The sequence below is a fragment of the Parasphingomonas caseinilytica genome, from assembly GCF_036663755.1.
Taxonomy (GTDB): domain Bacteria; phylum Pseudomonadota; class Alphaproteobacteria; order Sphingomonadales; family Sphingomonadaceae; genus Sphingomonas.
The window spans coordinates 74,894-94,727 of the sequence record NZ_JAXOJL010000002.1; the positions used below are offsets into that span (position 1 = coordinate 74,894).

Consider the following 19,834-nt stretch of genomic DNA (forward strand, 5'->3'; position numbering starts at 1 on the left):
ACTCATTTTCAAGGCGAACCGTTCTTTTTTATCGATAACTCGCACCGAAGTTCACACAAAGTCACACGAAACGCACATGCGAGATACCTCCGATGACGCATGCTAGAGATCGCAAATAGGTGCATCGACCACCGCCATTTAAATATCGCCGCAAATCCAACTTTAAAAGCGGCCGTAGCGTCAGCCCGCGTTGACTAAATCCAACACGCCGCCTATATCGCGCTCTCACCACAGACCTCGGGAAATGACGTGCCGTCGCGCAGCATGTCGATCGTATTGGGGTTTGCCGGTATCCAAGACGCCGAAAGCTGCTGTTATCCGAGCACGGACGACACGCGGCTTTTTGCGTTTTCTGCGTGCCCGCCCGGGCGAACCGGGCACCTAATTTCGGCCTGTCTCAGGCCAAGACCGAGGGCAAAAGACCAATATGGCAACCAAGGCATATGACGGCGGCACGCTGAAGCGCCGCATCCGCAAGGTGTTCGGCAACATCCACGAAGTGGTGCAGATGCCGAACCTGATCGAGGTTCAGCGCGAATCCTACGAACAGTTCCTGCGGTCCGATCCCTCGATCGGCTATGTCTCCGGTCTCGAAAAGACCCTGCGCTCGGTGTTCCCGATCCGCGATTTCGCCGGCACCGCCGAACTCGACTTCGTGAATTACGAACTCGAGCCGCCGAAGTTCGACACCGACGAATGCCGCCAGCGCGGCATCACCTATGCGGCGCCGATGCGCGTTACGCTGCGCCTGATCGTATTCGAGGTGGATGCCGATACCGATGCCCGCTCGGTGCTCGATATCAAGGAGCAGGACGTCTATATGGGCGACATGCCCCTGATGACGGGCAACGGCACCTTCATCATCAACGGCACGGAACGCGTGATCGTCAGCCAGATGCACCGTTCGCCGGGCGTCCTGTTCGACCATGATCGCGGCAAGACTCACGCATCGGGCAAGTATCTGTTCGCGGCGCGCGTGATCCCGTATCGCGGTTCGTGGCTCGATTTCGAATTCGACGCCAAGGACATCGTCAACGTCCGCATCGATCGCAAGCGCAAGCTGCCGGTGACGGCATTGCTGTACGCGCTGGGCATGACCGGCGAGGAAATCCTCAACCATTTCTACAACCGCGTCACCTTCGTGCGCGGCCAGGGTGGCTGGATCATCCCGTTTCAGGCCGAGAACTGGCGTGGCCAGAAGCCCATGTTCGACATCATCGATGCGAAGACCGGCGAGATCGTGTTCCCGTCGGGCCAGAAGATTTCCCCACGTGCGGCGAACAAGTCGGCCAAGGACGGCCTGACCGACCTGCTGATCCCGACCGAGGAAATCTTCGGCCGCTACAGCGCGTATGATCTTGTCAACGAGACGACTGGCCAGATATATATCGAAGCCGGCGACGAAGTGTCGGCCGAGAATCTCGAACTGCTCGACAAGGCGGGGATCGAGCGGATTGAACTGCTCGACATCGATCACATCGCGACCGGTGCATGGATCCGCAACACGCTGAAGGTCGACAAGGCCGAGGAGCGCGAGCAGGCCCTGTCCGACATCTACCGCGTGATGCGCCCCGGCGAGCCGCCGACGCTGGAGACGGCGGAGTCGCTGTTCTCGGGCCTGTTCTTCGATCCGGATCGCTACGATCTGTCGGCGGTCGGCCGCGTGAAGCTGAACATGCGTCTCGACCTTGATGCCGAGGATACCGTGACGACGCTGCGCAGCGAGGACATCCTCGCCGTGATCAAGACCCTGGTCGACCTGAAGGATGGCAAGGGCGAGATCGACGACATCGACAATCTCGGCAACCGTCGCGTGCGTTCGGTGGGCGAATTGCTCGAGAACCAGTATCGTGTCGGCCTGTTGCGCATGGAGCGTGCGGTCAAGGAGCGCATGTCTTCGGTGGACGTGTCCACGGTGATGCCGAACGACCTGATCAACGCCAAGCCGGCGGTTGCCGCGGTGCGCGAATTCTTCGGCTCCTCGCAGCTGTCGCAGTTCATGGATCAGACCAACCCGCTGTCGGAAGTCACCCACAAGCGCCGCGTGTCCGCACTTGGGCCAGGTGGTCTGACGCGTGAGCGCGCCGGCTTCGAAGTCCGCGACGTTCACCCGACGCATTATGGCCGCATCTGCCCGATCGAGACGCCGGAAGGCCCGAACATCGGCCTGATCAACAGCCTCGCCTCGTTCAGCCGCGTCAACAAATACGGCTTCATTGAGACGCCGTACCGCAAGGTCGTCGATCACAAGGTGACGGACGACGTCGTGTATCTCTCCGCAATGGAAGAGGCCAAGCACACGATCGCGCAGGCCAACGCCGATCTGGCGAGCGATAACGGCTTCACCGAGGAACTCGTCTCGTCGCGTCAGGCGGGCGAATTCCTGATGGCGATCCCGGACAACATCACGCTGATGGACGTCAGCCCGAAGCAGCTCGTTTCGGTCGCCGCATCGCTCATTCCGTTCCTAGAAAACGATGACGCCAACCGCGCGCTGATGGGGTCGAACATGCAGCGTCAGGCTGTGCCGCTGGTACAGGCCGAGGCGCCGTTCGTTGGCACCGGCATGGAAGAGACGGTCGCACGGGATTCCGGCGCGGCGATCTCGGCCAAGCGTGCGGGCATCGTCGATCAGGTCGATGCGACCCGTATCGTCATCCGCGCGACCGGTGAGGTCGATGCCGGCAAGTCGGGCGTCGACATCTACACGCTGATGAAGTTCCAGCGCTCGAACCAGTCGACCTGCATCAACCAGCGTCCGCTGGTGAAGGTGGGCGACGTGATCCGTGCCGGCGACGTGCTCGCCGACGGCCCGTCGACCGAGTTCGGCGAGCTCGCGCTGGGCCGCAACAGCCTGGTCGCATTCATGCCGTGGAACGGGTACAATTATGAGGATTCGATCCTCATTTCCGAGCGTATCGTGAAGGACGACGTCTTCACCTCGATCCATATCGAGGAATTCGAAGTCATGGCGCGCGACACCAAACTCGGGCCGGAAGACATCACGCGCGACATCCCGAACGTAGGCGAGGAAGCGCTTCGCAACCTCGACGAAGCGGGCATCGTCTATATTGGCGCCGAAGTGGAGCCGGGCGACATCCTGGCCGGCAAGATCACCCCCAAGGGTGAATCGCCGATGACGCCGGAAGAGAAGCTGCTCCGCGCGATCTTCGGCGAGAAGGCATCGGACGTGCGCGATACGTCGCTGCGTCTGCCGCCTGGCGTTGCCGGTACGGTCGTCGAAGTGCGCGTGTTCAATCGCCACGGCATCGACAAGGACGAGCGCGCGATGGCCATCGAGCGCGAGGAGATCGAGCGGTTGAAGAAGGATTCGGACGACGAGCGTTCGATCCTCAACCGTGCGACCTGGAGCCGCCTGCGCGAGATGCTCGAAGGGCAGACCGCGACGGCCGTGCCGAAGAACGGCCCCAAAAAGGGCGTCGTGATCGATGCCGATGTGCTCGACGGTGTGGATCGCCACGAATGGTGGAAGTTCGCGGTTGCCGACGACAAGACGCAGAGCGATCTCGAAGCGGTCAAGGTGCAGTATGACGATGCCGTGAAGGTGATCGTCGACAAGTTCCAGGATCGTCGCGAGAAGCTGGAGCGCGGCGACGAGTTGCCGCCGGGCGTGCTGAAGATGGTCAAGGTGTTCGTGGCGGTGAAGCGCAAGCTGCAGCCGGGCGACAAGATGGCCGGCCGTCACGGCAACAAGGGCGTGATCAGCCGCATCCTGCCGGCGGAGGACATGCCGTTCCTCGCCGACGGGACGCCGGTGGATATCGTGCTCAACCCGCTGGGCGTGCCATCGCGCATGAACGTCGGGCAGATCTTCGAGACGCATCTCGGCTGGGCCGCGCGCAATCTCGGCCAGCAGGTCTATGCCGCGCTGGAAGACTGGCGCGATGCCAATCCGGAGCCGGTGGCAGGCGCGATGCCCGACGCGGTGAAGGCGCGGTTGCTCGAAGTCTACGGCGATCACTATGCGTCCGAGATCGAAGCGCGTGACAGCGACCAGATCATCGAACTCGCGCAGAACCTGCGGACCGGCGTGCCGATGGGCACCCCCGTGTTCGACGGTGCGCGCGAGGCGGACGTCTCGGCGATGCTATCGCTGGCCGGTCTCGATACGTCGGGCCAGTCGGATCTGTTCGACGGACGCACCGGCGACCGGTTCGACCGCAAGGTGACCGTGGGCATCATCTACATGCTCAAGCTGCACCATCTGGTCGACGACAAGATCCACGCCCGGTCGATCGGGCCGTACTCCCTCGTCACGCAGCAGCCGCTGGGTGGTAAGGCGCAGTTCGGCGGACAGCGCTTCGGCGAGATGGAGGTCTGGGCACTCCAGGCCTACGGCGCGGCGTATACCTTGCAGGAAATGCTGACGGTGAAGTCGGACGACGTGGTCGGCCGCACCAAGGTCTACGAGGCGATCGTCAAGGGTGACGACACGTTCGAGGCGGGCATTCCGGAGAGCTTCAACGTGCTCGTCAAGGAAATGCGCTCGCTGGGCCTGAACGTGGAGCTGACGACGGTCGAGCAATTCGACACCGACGGCGTCGCGATCGCGGCGGAGTAAGCACCTTCTTCCCCCCCTCCCGCTTGCGGGAGGGGTCGGGGGAGGGCCTGTAGGGTCAGGCACTTCCTCAAGACATCCCCTCCCCTAGCCCCTCCCGCAAGCGGGAGGGGAATTGGAGAATCAGAATGAACGAACTTACAAACTTCGCCAATCCGGTCGCCAAGCCGGAGACTTTCGACCAGATCCAGATCGGCATCGCTTCTCCGGACAAGATCCGTTCGTGGTCGTTCGGCGAGATCAAGAAGCCGGAAACCATCAACTATCGCACGTTCAAGCCCGAGCGTGACGGCCTGTTCTGCGCGCGCATCTTCGGTCCGATCAAGGATTACGAATGCCTGTGCGGCAAGTACAAGCGCATGAAGTACAAGGGCATCGTCTGCGAGAAGTGCGGCGTGGAAGTGACCGTGTCGAAGGTCCGCCGCGAGCGTATGGGCCATATCGAGCTGGCCGCACCGGTTGCGCACATCTGGTTCCTGAAGTCGCTGCCGTCGCGCATCGGCCTGCTGCTCGACATGCAGCTCAAGCAGCTCGAGCGCGTGCTGTATTTCGAGGCGTATATCGTGATCGAGCCGGGCATCACCCCGCTCGAAAAGTATCAGCTGATGACCGAGGACGAACTCCTCGACGCGCAGGACGAATATGGTGAGGACGCCTTCACCGCCGGGATCGGCGCGGAAGCCGTGCGCATCATGCTGCAGGACCTCGATCTCGAGGGCGAGCGCAAGGAACTGCTGGAAGAACTGGCGGTCACCAAGTCGGAATTGAAGCCCAAGAAGATCATCAAGCGGCTAAAGGTCGTCGAGAGCTTCATCGATTCGGGCAACAAGCCGGAATGGATGATCCTCGAAGTCGTGCCGGTCATCCCGCCGGAACTGCGTCCGCTGGTGCCGCTGGACGGTGGCCGCTTCGCGACGTCGGATCTGAACGATCTGTATCGTCGCGTGATCAACCGCAACAACCGTCTGAAGCGGCTGATGGAACTGCGCGCGCCGGATATCATCGTCCGCAATGAAAAGCGCATGCTGCAGGAAGCGGTCGATGCGCTGTTCGACAACGGCCGTCGCGGCCGTACGATCACGGGTGCCAACAAGCGTCCGCTGAAGTCGCTGTCCGACATGCTCAAGGGCAAGCAGGGCCGCTTCCGCCAGAACCTTCTGGGCAAGCGCGTCGATTATTCCGGTCGTTCGGTCATCGTGACCGGTCCCGAACTGAAGCTGCACCAGTGCGGTCTGCCGAAGAAGATGGCGCTCGAACTGTTCAAGCCGTTCATCTACGCTCGCCTCGACGCCAAGGGCCTGAGCATGACGCTCAAGCAGGCGAAGAAGTGGGTCGAGAAGGAGCGCAAGGAAGTCTGGGACATCCTGGACGAGGTGATCCGCGAGCATCCCGTGATGCTGAACCGCGCCCCTACCCTGCACCGTCTCGGCATCCAGGCATTCGAACCGGTTTTGATCGAGGGCAAGGCGATCCAGCTTCACCCGCTGGTCTGCTCCGCGTTCAACGCCGATTTCGACGGCGATCAGATGGCCGTGCACGTTCCGCTGAGCCTCGAAGCACAGCTGGAAGCGCGCGTCCTGATGATGTCGACCAACAACATCCTGTCGCCGGCGAACGGCAAGCCGATCATCGTGCCGTCGCAGGACATGGTGCTGGGCCTGTATTATCTGTCGATGCTGAAGGAAGGCGAGCCGGGCGAAGGCATGATGATTTCCGACATGTCGGAAGTGCATCAGGCGCTGGAAGCCGGTGCGGTGACCTTGCACACCAAGATCATCAGCCGCGTTCCGCAGACCGACGAGGCGGGCAAGCCGTACCTCAAGCGCTACGAGACGACGCCGGGCCGCATGCTCCTGGGCGAATGCCTGCCGCAGTCGAGCAAGGTGCCGTTCGACACCGTCAACCGCCTGCTGACCAAGAAGGACGTCGGCGACGTGATCGACGAGGTCTATCGCCACACCGGCCAGAAGGAGACCGTGCTGTTCGCCGACGCGATCATGGCGCTCGGTTTCAAGCACGCGTTCAAGGCGGGCATCTCGTTCGGCAAGGACGACATGATCATTCCGGACGCAAAGGTCGGCCTGGTCGATGAGACCAAGGCGCTCGTGAAGGACTTCGAGCAGCAATATCAGGACGGCCTGATCACGCAGCAGGAGAAGTACAACAAGGTGATCGACGCCTGGAGCCGTTGCGGCGACCAGGTGGCGAACGCGATGATGGACGAGATCAAGTCGGTCAAGAAGTACACCGACGGCCCGAATGCGGGCCGCGAGAAGCCGATCAACTCGATCTACATGATGGCGCATTCCGGTGCGCGTGGCTCGCAGGCGCAGATCAAGCAGCTTGCCGGGATGCGCGGCCTGATGGCCAAACCATCGGGCGAGATCATCGAGACGCCGATCATCTCGAATTTCAAGGAAGGCCTGACCGTCCTCGAATATTTCAACTCCACCCACGGTGCCCGCAAGGGTCTGGCGGATACGGCGCTCAAGACGGCGAACTCTGGCTACCTGACCCGCCGTCTGGTCGACGTGAGCCAGGATTGCGTGATCATGGAGCTGGATTGCGGCACCGAACGTGCGCTGGAAATGCGGGCGATCGTGCAGGGCGGTTCGACCATCGCGTCGCTGGGCGAGCGTATCCTGGGCCGCACCACGGCCGAGGACATCATCGACAGCAAGACGGGTGAAGTCGTGATCCCGTCGGGCACGCTGCTCGACGAGCCGATGATCGTGCAGATCGAGGCGATCGGCACGCAATCGTGCAAGATCCGTTCGCCGCTGGTGTGCGAGACGAAGATCGGCGTGTGCGGCAAGTGCTACGGGCGCGATCTCGCCCGCGGCACGCCGGTGAACATCGGCGAGGCTGTCGGCGTCATCGCCGCGCAGTCGATCGGCGAGCCGGGCACGCAGCTGACGATGCGCACGTTCCACATCGGCGGCGCGGCGCAGCTCAACGAAACGTCCAACCTGGAAGCGGTGGCTGACGGCACGATGGAATATCGTGACCTGCGCGTGATCGTCGACCAGCGTGGCCGTCGCGTCGTGCTGAGCCGTTCGGGCGAAGTGGCGATCATCGACATGGACGGCCGCGAGCGCGCGGTGCACCGTATCCCGTACGGCGCATACGTCCTGTTCGACGACGGCCATATCGTCAGCAAGGGCGACCGGATGGCCGAATGGGATCCGTTCACCATGCCGGTGATCACGGAAAACCCGGGTGTCGTGAAGTATGTCGATCTGATCGAGGGCAAGACGCTCACCGAACAGGCCGACGAAGCGACCGGCATCTCGCAGCGTGTCGTGACCGAAAACCGCGGCATCGCCAGCAAGAAGGAAGATCTCCGTCCGCGCCTGACCCTCACCGGGGACAGCGCGGAAGAGGCCGGCCGGTACATGCTGGTGGCGGGTGCGACCCTGTCGGTCGAGGATGGCGCTACGGTTCAGGGCGGCGACGTTCTGGCTCGTGTCAGCCGTGAATCGGCCAAGACGCGCGACATCACCGGTGGTCTGCCGCGCGTTGCCGAGCTGTTCGAGGCGCGCAAGCCGAAGGAGAATGCGATCATCGCAAAGGTCTCCGGCCGCGTCGTGTTCGGCAAGGACTACAAGGCCAAGCGCAAGATCGGCATCCAGCCCGAGGATGGTGGCGAGGTCGTGGAGTATCTGGTGCCGAAGTCGAAGGTGATCGACGTGCAGGAGGGCGATTACGTCAAGCGCGGCGATAATTTGATCGGCGGCAGCCCCGATCCGCACGATATTCTGGAAGTGCTCGGCATCGAGCCGCTGGCGGAATATCTCGTTTCGGAAATCCAGGAAGTGTATCGTCTGCAGGGCGTGAAGATCAACGACAAGCACATCGAGACGATCGTTCGTCAGATGCTGCAGAAGGTCGAGATCACCGATGGCGGGGACACCACCCTGCTGGCCGGCGAACAGGTAGATCGCAACGAGATGGACGAGATTAACGAGAAGCTGGAGAAGAAGCAGGTCCGGGCCCAGGGCAAGCCCGTCCTGCTCGGCATCACCAAGGCGTCGCTGCAGACCCGCAGCTTCATCTCGGCGGCGTCGTTCCAGGAGACCACCCGCGTCCTCACCGAAGCATCGGTGCAGGGCAAGAAGGACACGCTCACCGGTCTCAAGGAGAACGTGATCGTGGGTCGCCTGATCCCGGCGGGTACGGGTGCCGGCATGGGCCGCATGCGCATCGCGGCCTCCAGCCGTGACGCGGCGATGCGCGTATCGCAGCGCAAGATGGCCGAAGTGTCGATCGCGATGGCCAATTCGGCCGCCGAGGAACGTGCCGCCGAAAAGCTGCGCAACGTGGCGGACGATACGGGCGACGACGCGCTGGGCGCTGTGACGACCAGCGGCACGGGCACCGATGCGGATGCGGGCGATTACCTGATCAAGGAATGATCGCCCCGTCCCTGTCGGGACCGAGTTGAAAGAGCCGCCGTCCGGGCAACCGGGCGGCGGTTTTTTTGTGAAATACAATTTTTTCTGATTTCGCCGCTTAAGGCTGTTCTTACGTCCGTATTATCTCCAGCGTTTCCGCCTAATTTGCCGTTTGAATAGCCGAGCAGCGCCCCAGAAAACTGTTTTCTGTTTTGACGGGGTTCTCGCCGAGGGCCGCTTTTAAATTAGCACAGCAACCCAGCGAAGCCGGCTGCTTGACAGAGTTCTTCGTTGCCAGGTTTTGTCAGCGGTGCCAGCTTAGCATAATGCCAATCGATCGACCTAAGCGGACGCCTTGCAGACTGAACCGGCGGTCCCTCGTCGAACTGTCTTTCGCCTCTGTGGCAGCCGGGTTAACCTCATCTTCTTTTGTTTTAGCAGCTCACCAGATCGCCGATGTGGGTGATTTGCTCGGCTTTGCAGGCGCTTTTGTTGGCGCGGTAATGACGATCGGCGGAGCCATCTGGGTTGAGCGCCACCGCTTCGACAGAGTGGAAGAAGGCGATCGCCTTTTCATAATCGATTGTGTGCGGCGAACAGAAAAGCTGGCTTCATTAATAACGTTGTGGGTCAAAGAATTTGAAGATGAAACGTTCGATGACGCCAACTCCACAGCCATCAGTCTATTAATTCAGATCCGATCGGCATTCGCCGAGGCGGTGATCATTCAAAAGAGCATTCAGCAAGACGCTTTAGTAAAATCTAAATGGTCGGTTCGTGCCATAGTGAACCTTAACTGGCTCAGAGACCGGGCCGAGGAAGGACTGAAAAGCGCTGACGATCCTAGCTTCAGTTGGAAGGCATTAATTGATGAGCCGTCAGCGGTAAGGGCATATGCACAGTCCGTCCATGCGGCGGGTACAACGATGTTAGTTCTCTCTTGGCGCCTTTTACTCATTTTGGGAGAGCGTCCTGCAGAAGCCGATCAGGGCAAGTATGCAATTGATTCTGCTGATGTTGTATATCGGCACGAGGCGGGCATGGATTTTTGACGGCGCTTTGCCAGCGGCTTGGCAAGTCAAAGCATAAACCGATCGAACGACGGGGACGCCCCGCATAGTACGTCCTAGGCGCATTCTGCATTCACCAATTGTCCGCCCTCCCATTCAATGCTTTCGCGCGGCTGGACGGCCCGCCCGTGCCAGTTTAGCCAAGCAACATGAAAGCCCTGTTCCCCGCCACCGCCCGCCCGTTGCTCGAACCGCATCTGCCTGCCGGGCTGGATGTGTCTTGGTTCGCCAATCACGAGGAGGCGAACGCGCTGGTCGGGGAGGCGGAGATCGCGTGGGTCGATCAGATGCGACCGCAATGGACCGCAGACACGGTGGCGCGGGGCGTTAAGCTGAAATGGCTGAGCACGATCTATGCGGGGATCGATTCCTTTCCGATCGCGGATTTAAAGGCGCGCGGCACGATCCTGACCAATGGCGCGGGGATCAACGCGATCGCGGTGGCGGAATATGCGGTGATGGGCGTGCTGGCCGCCGCCAAGCGCTTCGACGAGGTGGTGCGGATCGCCGATCGCCGGGAATGGCCGGCCGACGCGCCGGGCAAGGTCGAACTGTTCGAGACCAGCGCGCTGATCGTCGGCATGGGGACGATCGGGCGAATGATCGCGGATCGGCTGGCGGGGTTCGGGGTGACGGTGACGGGCGTGACGCGTAGCGGACGCGAGGGCACGTTGACGCCCGATCAATGGCAGGCGAAGCTCGGCGCATTCGATTGGGTGATCCTGGCCGCGCCCTCGACCGATGCGACCAAGGCGATGATCGGCGCGGAGGAACTCGCGGCGATGAAGCCGACCGCCTGGCTGATCAACATCGCGCGCGGTGATATGGTCGACCAGAGTGCGCTGACCGCCGCGCTGACGACGAAGCGGATCGCGGGCGCCTTCCTCGATACGGTGCATCCCGAGCCCCTGCCCGCCGACGATCCTTTATGGGGTGCGCCGAACGTGATCCAGTCGATGCATCTGTCGGGCCGCAGCCAGACGAAGATGTATCAGCGCGCCGGCCTGCTGTTCCTCGAGAATTTGCGCGCGTTTCTGGCGGGCCAGCCGATGAAGAATGTGGTGGATTTCGACGCGGGGTATTGAAGCCTTCCTTTCCGAACACACCGTCATCCTGAACTTGTTTCAGGATCCATCGTGCCTCACTGACGATCGCCTGACACGCGCGATGGATCCTGACCTTCGTAAGGATGACGGTGAAACAATTTACCCCGTCCGGGAAAATCTCGCTTGCCCCACTTACCCTGCGTGGGTAAGAGTGCCGCATGACGACACTCGCCGGTATCAAGATCAAGCGTTTCCGCGAAGAGCGCAGCCTCAGTCGGGCGGCATTCGGTGCGTGGTACGACGCGCCGGGCAGCACGGTGCAGGGCTGGGAGGAAGACGGCAAGCGCGCCAATTCCCCGGTCGTCAATCAAATCGCCGCGAACGGCATCGCCACGCATGCCGACTGGTACATCACGATACGCACGGAGAACGACATGACGACCTGGGCCCCCGACAGCTGGACCAAGGCCGAAGCGCGGCAATTGCCGACCTATCCGGATGCCGCCGCGCTGGATGCGGCGACGGACGCACTCGCCTCCTATCCACCGCTGGTGTTCGCCGGCGAGGCGCGCAATCTGACGGCCGATCTCGCCAAGGTGTCGCGCGGCGAGGCGTTCCTGTTGCAGGGCGGCGATTGCGCGGAAAGCTTTGCCGAGCATAGCGCGAACAACATCCGCGACACGTTCCGCGTGCTGTTGCAGATGGCCGTCGTCCTCACCTTCGCATCCAAGCTGCCGGTGGTGAAACTGGGCCGCATGGCCGGCCAGTTCGCCAAACCGCGCTCCGCCGATATGGAAACGGAAGAAGGCGTCGAACTGCCGAGCTATCGCGGCGACATCGTCAACGACATCGCTTTCACGCCCGAAGGCCGCACGCCCGACCCGCAGCGCATGATCCGCGCCTATAGCCAGAGCGCGGCGACGCTGAACCTGCTGCGCGCGTTCGCGACCGGTGGCTATGCGAATTTGCATCAGGTGCATCGCTGGACGCACGATTTCATGGGCCGTTCGCCCTGGACCAAGAAATATACCGAGACCGCCGATCGGATCGGCGAGGCGCTCGATTTCATGGAGGCGTGCGGGATCAGCCCGGAGACGGTGCCGCAGCTGAGCCAGACGCAATTCTACACCAGCCACGAGGCGCTGCTGCTGCGCTACGAACAGGCGCTGACGCGGCAGGATTCGCTGACCGGCGACTGGTACGACACCTCCGCGCACATGCTGTGGATCGGCGATCGCACCCGGTTCGAGGGCAGCGCGCATGTCGAATATCTGCGTGGCATCGGCAACCCGATCGGCATGAAGTGCGGCCCGAGCCTGGAGCCGGACGCATTGCTGCGCCTACTCGACACGCTCAATCCGAACCGCGTGCCCGGCCGCATGACGCTGATCACGCGCTACGGCCATGACAAGATCGAAACCGGCCTGCCCAAGCTGGTCCGCGCTGTGCTGCGCGAGGGGCATCCGGTGGTGTGGAGTTGCGACCCGATGCACGGCAACGTCGTGAAGGCCGCCAACGGCTACAAGACGCGCCCGTTCGAGCGCATCCTGGCCGAAGTGCGCGGCTTCTTCGCTGTGCACCGTGCGGAAGGCAGCATCGCCGGTGGCATCCATGCCGAGATGACCGGGCAGAACGTGACCGAATGCACCGGCGGCGCGGTGGACGTGACCGAACAGAGCCTCGCCGATCGCTACCACACCCATTGCGACCCGCGCCTCAACGCCGGGCAGAGTTTGGAACTGGCGTTCCTGCTGGCCGAGATGCTCAACGTCGAAATGGCCGAACGTCGGCGCGTGGCCGCATAGTATTCGTCATTTCGTCTTGCGCTTTACGTCACTGATCGCACCTTAACCACCAAACTATTGTCGTTATTAAGGAATTAGCGCAAGGTTGAGCCGGGGATCGGGGACGGGGACATGGAACAGCTTCAGGCGTTCGAGCGACCAATCGCGGCGGAGGACGATGCGCCTGCGCCGATGATCGTCGCGCGCGATATCGGCACGATCATCGGCGGCGCGGCGACGCTTGCCGCGTGTGGCGGTTCCTCGACACCCACGCCGACCCCGACGGCCACGCCGACGCCTACCGCTACGATCACAAACGCGCAGGCGAGCCGCTTCCTCGCGCAATCGACGATGGGCGCGACCAAGCCGATGATCGCCGACGTCGTTTCCAGCGGCTATGCCGGATGGATCACGGCGCAGATGGCCCTGCCCCGCGCGACCTCGCATTGGGACTGGCTGACCGCGAACGGCTATGCCGCTGCCGCGAATATCAATTCCACCACCGGCTTCGATCCGACCGTATGGCGCCAGGCGATTGTCGAGCCGGATCAGTTGCGCCAGCGGGTCGGCATGGCGCTGCTCGATATGCTGGTGGTCGGGATCGACGGGCTGACGCTCAACTGGAAGCAATTCGCCGCCGCCGGTTACATCGACGTGCTGCTCGACAATGCGTTCGGCAATTACCGCACCCTGCTCGACGCAATCACTACCAATGCAGCGATGGCCTCTTTCCTCACCTTCCTTGGCAATCGCAAGGCCAATTCCACGACCGGCGCGCAGCCGGATGAGAATTACGCCCGCGAACTGATGCAGTTGTTCACGCTCGGCCTGTACCAGCTCAACATCGACGGCAGCATCAAGATGTCGGCGGGCGTTCCGCTGGAGACTTATACGCCGGCCGACGTGTCGCAACTCGCGCGCGTGTTCACCGGGCTCAGTCTAGCGACCAGCGTCTCGACCACGCCGGACCGGTACCGCGTGCCGCTGATCATGAACGCGTCGATCAACGAAACGGGCAGCGCGACCTTCCTGGGTGCGACCGTCACCGGCGGTGGGATGGCGGCGATCAAGGTCGCGCTCGATACGATCTTCGCGCATCCGAACATGCCGCCGTTCGTGTCGAAACAGTTGATCCAGCACCTCGTCACCAGCAACCCGTCGGCGGCCTATATCGGGCGCGTCGCCAATGTCTTCGCCGACAATGGATCGGGCACGCGCGGCGATATGAAGGCGGTGATCCGCGCGATCCTGCTCGATACCGAGGCGCGCGCAGATGCCAACCTCACCAGCACCACCGCCGGCAAGTTGCGCGAACCGGTGATGCGGCTGACCGGCTGGGCACGCGCGTTCGGCGTGACATCGCTGTCCAGCGCCTGGGCGATCGGCGACACGAGCAGCAGCAGCACGCGGCTCGGCCAGTCGATCGGGCGCAGCCAGACGGTGTTCAACTATTTCCGCCCGGGCTATTCGCCGCCCAACACAGCGATCTCGAGCGCCGGGCTGCTCGCGCCGGAGTTTCAGATCACCAACGAACTCTCGGTCGTGGCGTACATCAATTATATGTCCGGCCTGATCTCCAACGGCACCGGCGACGCGAAGGCGGACTATACCGACATATTGACCAAGGCGAGCGACAGCGCGGCGCTGGTCGACGAGATCAACCTTGTGCTGGCCGCCGGGCAGTTGAGCGCGGCGACCGTCACCGCGATCCGCGCGGCGGTGGACAGCATCTCGGCCGCCACCGCCGCCGGGCAGCTCAACCGGGTCTATGTCGCGATCCTGACGACGCTCGCCTCGACCGATTATCTGACGCTTAAGTGAAGGACGCCGGGATGACCGAAGATCAATCGCGCCGCGCCTTTTTGAAACGCAGCACCGCGCTCGGGCTGGCGGGCGTAGCGACGCCGTTCGTCACCAGCCTGGGCGCGATCGGCGAGGCGGCGGCGGCGACCGCGACCGATTACAAGGCCTTGGTCTGCATCTTCCTGTATGGCGGCAACGATTACGCCAACACGCTGCCGCCTTACGACGCGGCGAGCTATGCGCAATATCTCGCGGCACGATCGAACATCGCGCACGCCCGGGATGCGCTGACCGCGACGGTGCTGACGCCGACCGTCGCGCTGGCCGGCGGGCGGCAATATGCGATGGCGCCGACGATGGGGCCGATGGCGCAGCTGTTCGCGGCGGGCAAGACGGCGGTGGTGCTCAACGTCGGCACGCTGGTGCAGCCGACGACCAAGGCGCAATATTCCGCCAATTCGGTCAAGCTGCCGCCCAAATTGTTCAGCCACAACGATCAGCAGAGCTATTTCCAGGCCAGCAACCCGGAAGGCGCGACCTCGGGCTGGGGCGGACGGATCGGCGATCTGTTCCAGAGCGGCAACGGCAGCTCCACGCTCACCTGCATCAACGCCACCGGCAATGCCGTGTACCTCACCGGCAAGACGGCAGTGCAATATTCGATCAGCACCAACGGCCCGGTGGCATTGCTCAACAACGCTTCCTCGATCTACGGATCGACGACCGCAGCCAGCACGCTGCGCAGCCTGATGACGGGCAGTTCGAGCCATCTGATCGCGAACGAACACGCTAAGGTGAGCAAGCGCGCGCTCGACACCTATGCTCAGGTCAACACCGCCTTGGGCGGCGCACCGGCGGCCAATTTCCCGCTCTTCCCGACCGGCAACAGCCTGGCCGACCAGTTGAAGGTCGTGGCGCGGATGATCTCCGTGTCGCAGGAATTGGGCGCAAAACGGCAGGTGTTCTTCGTGTCGCTCGGCGGGTTCGACATGCACGATGCCTTGGTCGCCAACCATCCGACGCAGATCGGTCTGGTCGCCAACGCGATCAAGGCGTTCTACGACACTACCGTGGCGCTCGGCGTCGCGGACAAGGTCACGAGTTTCACGGCATCGGATTTCGGCCGCACGCTGCAGTCGAACGACGACGGGTCCGATCACGGCTGGGGCGGAATGCACTTCGTAACGGGCGGCGCGGTCGCCGGGCAGCGCTTTTACGGCACGCCCCCGGCGATCGGCAACAATACCCCCGACGATGTCGGCCAGGGGCGGCTATTGCCGACCATCTCGGTCGATCAATATGCCGCCACGCTGGCCAATTGGTTCGGGGTCAGCCCGAGTGACATGTCGACGGTGTTGCCCAACATCGGCAACTATAATCCGTCGACATGGAATCTGGGTTTCGTCTGAAAGCTAGACCGGCTTGCGGCCGGTGATCAGGCGGAACAGCACGACGACGACAGCGATGACCAGCAGCAGATGGATCAGTCCGCCCGCGACATGGAACACACCGAAGCCGAGTACCCACAGTACCAGCAAAATTACCGCGATCGTCCAAAGCATCGATTGATCCTCTTCCACCTTCCGGCGAACGTCCGAAAACGCCGCCTTGCCCTGATCTTCAGGGCATTCCCGCGACAGAAACGAGCGTTGCGCGCAGATGGTTCCGCCTGCGAAACCAAGACCCGCTTGACGCCCGCGCCTCTGCCCCGTAGTGCGCTCGCTTCGCGCTACGGCCCCTTCGTCTAGCGGTTAGGACGACGCCCTCTCACGGCGTAAGCACGAGTTCGATTCTCGTAGGGGTCACCAGCGACAGCGATATTTTTGGCAGACCGGTGCTCGGTCGATCAGAACGATCCGTCGCGTGCCGGGACCAGGATCGACCGATCGATCTCGGCGATGCTGCGTACGCCGGTCAGCGCCATCGCCACGCGCATCTCGCGTTCGATCAGCGTGAGCAACAGATCGACCCCAGTCTCGCCCCGCGCCGCCAGCGCATAGACCCAAGCGCGGCCGAGCAGCACGCCCTCCGCGCCGAGCGCCAGCATCCGCACAACATCCAGCCCCGATCGCACACCGGAATCGGCCAGCACGGTTACCTGCCCGCGCACCGCATCGGCGATCGGCGGCAAGGCGCGCACGGTGGAAAGGACGCCGTCGAGCTGACGCCCGCCATGGTTGGACACGACGATGCCGTCCGCGCCGATCTTCACCGCTTCGCGGGCATCCTCAACGTCGAGAATACCCTTGATGATCAGCGGGCCGTCCCATTCGGACCGGATCCAGTCGAGATCGGCCCAGGCGATCGATGGATCGAAATTCGCGCCGAGCCAGCCCATATAATCGTTCAGGCCGCTATTTTTGCCCAGCACGGGTTCGAGATTGCCGAGCTTGTGCGGGCGGCCGCGTAGGCCGACATCCCATGCCCAGCCGGGATGCGCCATCGCCTGCAGCACGCGTTTCAGCGGTGCCCCCGGCCCGGACATGCCGGAATGCGCATCGCGGTAGCGCGCGCCGGGTACCGGCATGTCGACGGTGAAGACCAGGGCCTCGGCCCCCACCTGTTTGGCGGTGGCGATCAGGTCGCGCATGAAGGCACGGTCGCGGATGACGTAGAGCTGGAACCACAAGGCCCCGGCGCCGCTGGCCTTCTTCACCTCGGCGAGCGGGCAGATCGACACGGTGGACAGGCAGAACGGCACGCCCGCCTTCGTCGCCGCGCGCGCCGCCTGCGTCTCGCCGCGACGATGATACATGCCGGCGATGCCGACGGGGCCGAGGCCGATCGGCAGCGCCATCCTGCGTCCGAACAATTCGGTCGACAGGTCGATATCGGCCACGTTGCGCAGCACGCGCTGGCGCAGCGCGATATCGGCCAGATCGTCCACGTTGCGCTTCAGGGTGCGCTCGGCATAGGCACCGCCATCGGCATAATCGAACAGGAAGCGCGGTAGCCGCCGCCGGGCGGCCTCGCGGAAGTCGAACGTCGAGGCGATGATCATGATGCGCTCAGTATCGCACTTCCGCCGATACCGCATAATGTTCGAGCGAGTCCGGCTTCATCTCGATCGAATAGCCCGGCCGCTCCGGCGGCATATAGGCCGCGTCGCGGATGACGCAGGGATCGACGAAATGCTCGTGGAGATGATCGACATATTCGATCACCCTGCCCTCGCGCGTGCCGGAGAAACAGAGATAGTCGATCATCGACAGGTGCTGGACATATTCGCACAGGCCCACGCCGCCGGCGTGCGGGCACACCGGCAGGCCATACTTGGCCGCCATCAGCAGCACGGCGAGCACCTCGTTGACACCGCCCAGCCGGCACGCGTCGATCTGCACCACGTCGATCGCACCCGCCGCCATGAACTGTTTGAACAGGATGCGGTTCTGGCACATCTCGCCGGTCGCGACCTTCACGTCACCGATCGCGCTTCGGATCTTGGCGTGGCCCAACACGTCGTCGGGGCTGGTCGGTTCCTCGATGAACCACGGCTTGGCGAAGGCGAGCGCGTTGACCCATTCGATCGCCTGATCGACCTCCCATATCTGGTTGGCGTCGATCATCAACTTGGCGTCCGGCCCGATCGCCTCGCGCGCGATGCGCAGGCGGCGGATATCGTCGTCGAGATCGCGCCCGACCTTCAGCTTGATATGATCGAACCCGGCATCGACCGCCTCGCGCGCCAGCCGATAGAGCTTCTCGTCCGAATAGCCGAGCCAGCCCGCCGACGTGGTATAACAGGGGAAGCCCTCCGCCTTCAGCGTCGCGATCCGCTCCGCCTTGCCCTCTGCGCGCGCGGTGAGCAGTGCCAGCGCCTCGTCCGGCGTGATGCAATCGGTGATGTAGCGGAAATCGATCGTGCGGACCAATTCCTCCGGGGTCATGTCGGCGACTAACTGCCATACCGGCTTGCCGACGCTCTTCGCCCACAGATCCCATACCGCGTTGACCACTGCGCCCGTCGCGAGATGGATCGCGCCCTTGTCCGGGCCGATCCAGCGCAACTGGCTGTCGCTGGTGACGTGCCGCCAGAAGCGGCCGGCATCCTCGGCGACCCAATCCAGGTCCAGCCCGATCACGCGATCGCGCAGCGCGCCGATCGCGGCGACGCAGATCTCGTTGCCGCGCCCGATCGTGAAGGTCAGGCCGTGCCCCTCCAGACCCGGCGTGTCGGTTTCCAGCACGACATAGGCGGCGGAATAATCCGGATCGGGATTCATCGCGTCCGATCCGTCGAGCGACAGGCTGGTCGGGAAACGAACGTCGCGAATGCGCAGGCCCGTGATCCGCGTCACGCGCGAGCCTCCACCACGCGCTGGGTCTGTTCGCCCAGGCCCTCGATGCCGACACGCATGACCTCGCCCACCGCCAGATAGCGCGGTGGCTTCTGGCCCAGGCCGACGCCGGGCGGCGTGCCGGTTGAAATGACATCGCCGGGTTGCAGGCTCATGAAGCGGCTGAGGTACGACACGATTTCGGCCACGCCGAACACCATCGTCGCGGTGCTGCCGTCCTGAAAACGGTGATCGCCCACGTCGAGCCACAGGCGCAGCGCCTGCGGGTCTGCCACCTCGTCCGCGGTGACCAGCCACGGCCCGATCGGACCGAAGGTGTCGCAACCTTTGCCCTTGTCCCACGTGCCGCCGCGTTCGAGCTGATATTCGCGCTCGCTGACATCGTTGATGACGCAATAGCCGGCGACGTGATCCAGCGCGTCGGCCTGGTCGATATAGCGGCCGGGCTTGCCGATCACGACGCCCAGTTCGACTTCCCAGTCGAGCTTGGTCGAACCGCGTGGCATTTCCACATCGTCGTTCGGGCCGCAGATCGCGCTGGTCCATTTGTTGAAGATCACCGGCTCGCTCGGCACGTCCATCCCGCTTTCGGCGGCATGGTCGCTATAGTTCAGGCCGATGCAGACGAACTTGCCGACCGCGCCGACACATGCGCCGTAGCGGGGATTGCCCTCGACCAGCGGCAGCGTGGCCGGATCGATCGCGGCCAGCGCGGCCAGCCCCGCCGGGGTCAGCGTCTCGCCGGCAATATCCCGCACGATGCCGGAAAGATCGCGGATTGCACCGTCGGCGTCGAGGATACCGGGCTTTTCATGGCCCAACGGGCCGTAGCGGAGGAGTTTCACGAAGACAGGTCCTTA

General features: G+C 63.1%; 11 protein-coding genes and 1 tRNA gene. 8 read left to right on the forward strand and 4 right to left on the reverse strand.

What is annotated here, in order from left to right:
* Positions 1-427 precede the first annotated feature (427 nt).
* From rpoB to U1738_RS06875, 7 genes are all read left to right on the forward strand, one after another.
* Entirely contained in the window at positions 428-4,582 is a 4,155-nt protein-coding gene (rpoB, locus tag U1738_RS06845) for a DNA-directed RNA polymerase subunit beta (protein WP_332788303.1), read from the forward strand.
* Between the two features lie 125 nt (positions 4,583-4,707).
* Positions 4,708-8,994, forward strand: a complete 4,287-nt coding sequence (gene rpoC / locus U1738_RS06850) for a DNA-directed RNA polymerase subunit beta' (RefSeq protein WP_332788304.1) — start codon at positions 4,708-4,710, stop codon at positions 8,992-8,994.
* Between the two features lie 305 nt (positions 8,995-9,299).
* Positions 9,300-10,025: a hypothetical protein gene (locus tag U1738_RS06855; protein ID WP_332788305.1), complete on the forward strand. Its 726-nt coding sequence runs from the start codon at positions 9,300-9,302 to the stop codon at positions 10,023-10,025.
* Between the two features lie 167 nt (positions 10,026-10,192).
* Entirely contained in the window at positions 10,193-11,128 is a 936-nt protein-coding gene (locus tag U1738_RS06860) for a D-2-hydroxyacid dehydrogenase (RefSeq protein ID WP_332788306.1), read from the forward strand.
* 179 nt (positions 11,129-11,307) lie between these two features.
* Positions 11,308-12,894, forward strand: a complete 1,587-nt coding sequence (locus tag U1738_RS06865) for a class II 3-deoxy-7-phosphoheptulonate synthase (RefSeq protein ID WP_332788307.1) — start codon at positions 11,308-11,310, stop codon at positions 12,892-12,894.
* A 111-nt stretch (positions 12,895-13,005) separates the two neighbouring features.
* Complete coding sequence (locus U1738_RS06870) at positions 13,006-14,694, forward strand: DUF1800 domain-containing protein (protein ID WP_332788308.1); 1,689 nt, start codon at positions 13,006-13,008, stop codon at positions 14,692-14,694.
* An 11-nt stretch (positions 14,695-14,705) separates the two neighbouring features.
* The gene (locus U1738_RS06875) at positions 14,706-16,085 is read left to right on the forward strand and encodes a DUF1501 domain-containing protein (protein WP_332788309.1); all 1,380 of its coding nucleotides are present in this window, start codon (positions 14,706-14,708) and stop codon (positions 16,083-16,085) included.
* A 3-nt stretch (positions 16,086-16,088) separates the two neighbouring features.
* On the opposite strand, the gene U1738_RS06880 is transcribed toward U1738_RS06875, so the two are convergent.
* On the reverse strand, positions 16,089-16,238 hold the full coding sequence (locus U1738_RS06880; RefSeq protein ID WP_332788310.1) for a lmo0937 family membrane protein: 150 nt from the start codon (positions 16,236-16,238) through the stop codon (positions 16,089-16,091).
* Positions 16,239-16,409: 171 nt separating this feature from the next.
* Here U1738_RS06880 and U1738_RS06885 point away from each other — a divergent pair.
* Positions 16,410-16,484: transfer RNA gene (locus tag U1738_RS06885), tRNA-Glu, on the forward strand.
* Positions 16,485-16,522: 38 nt separating this feature from the next.
* Here U1738_RS06885 and lldD read toward each other — a convergent pair.
* Genes lldD through U1738_RS06900 form a run of 3 tightly spaced genes read right to left on the reverse strand, consistent with a single transcriptional unit; the run spans position 16,523 to position 19,819 of the window.
* Positions 16,523-17,677 (reverse strand): FMN-dependent L-lactate dehydrogenase LldD, encoded by a 1,155-nt coding sequence (gene lldD / locus U1738_RS06890; protein ID WP_332788311.1) that lies wholly within the window; start codon positions 17,675-17,677, stop codon positions 16,523-16,525.
* A 7-nt stretch (positions 17,678-17,684) separates the two neighbouring features.
* The gene (locus tag U1738_RS06895; protein WP_332788312.1) at positions 17,685-18,974 is read right to left on the reverse strand and encodes an L-fuconate dehydratase; all 1,290 of its coding nucleotides are present in this window, start codon (positions 18,972-18,974) and stop codon (positions 17,685-17,687) included.
* Positions 18,971-19,819 carry a fumarylacetoacetate hydrolase family protein gene (locus U1738_RS06900; RefSeq protein WP_332788313.1) on the reverse strand — a complete coding sequence of 283 codons (849 nt, stop codon included), beginning with the start codon at positions 19,817-19,819 and terminating at the stop codon, positions 18,971-18,973. The genes U1738_RS06895 and U1738_RS06900 overlap by 4 nt, the downstream gene beginning before the upstream one ends.
* Between the last annotated feature and the right edge of the window lie 15 nt (positions 19,820-19,834).

Bases quoted from the DNA above. Each gene is read 5' to 3' on its own strand.
- rpoB (WP_332788303.1), top strand. From the start codon at position 428: ATGGCAACCAAGGCATATGACGGCGGCACGCTGAAGCGCCGCATCCGC.
- rpoC (WP_332788304.1), top strand. From the start codon at position 4,708: ATGAACGAACTTACAAACTTCGCCAATCCGGTCGCCAAGCCGGAGACT.
- U1738_RS06855 (WP_332788305.1), top strand. From the start codon at position 9,300: ATGCCAATCGATCGACCTAAGCGGACGCCTTGCAGACTGAACCGGCGG.
- U1738_RS06860 (WP_332788306.1), top strand. From the start codon at position 10,193: ATGAAAGCCCTGTTCCCCGCCACCGCCCGCCCGTTGCTCGAACCGCAT.
- U1738_RS06865 (WP_332788307.1), top strand. From the start codon at position 11,308: ATGACGACACTCGCCGGTATCAAGATCAAGCGTTTCCGCGAAGAGCGC.
- U1738_RS06870 (WP_332788308.1), top strand. From the start codon at position 13,006: ATGGAACAGCTTCAGGCGTTCGAGCGACCAATCGCGGCGGAGGACGAT.
- U1738_RS06875 (WP_332788309.1), top strand. From the start codon at position 14,706: ATGACCGAAGATCAATCGCGCCGCGCCTTTTTGAAACGCAGCACCGCG.
- U1738_RS06880 (WP_332788310.1), bottom strand. From the start codon at position 16,238: ATGCTTTGGACGATCGCGGTAATTTTGCTGGTACTGTGGGTACTCGGC.
- lldD (WP_332788311.1), bottom strand. From the start codon at position 17,677: ATGATCATCGCCTCGACGTTCGACTTCCGCGAGGCCGCCCGGCGGCGG.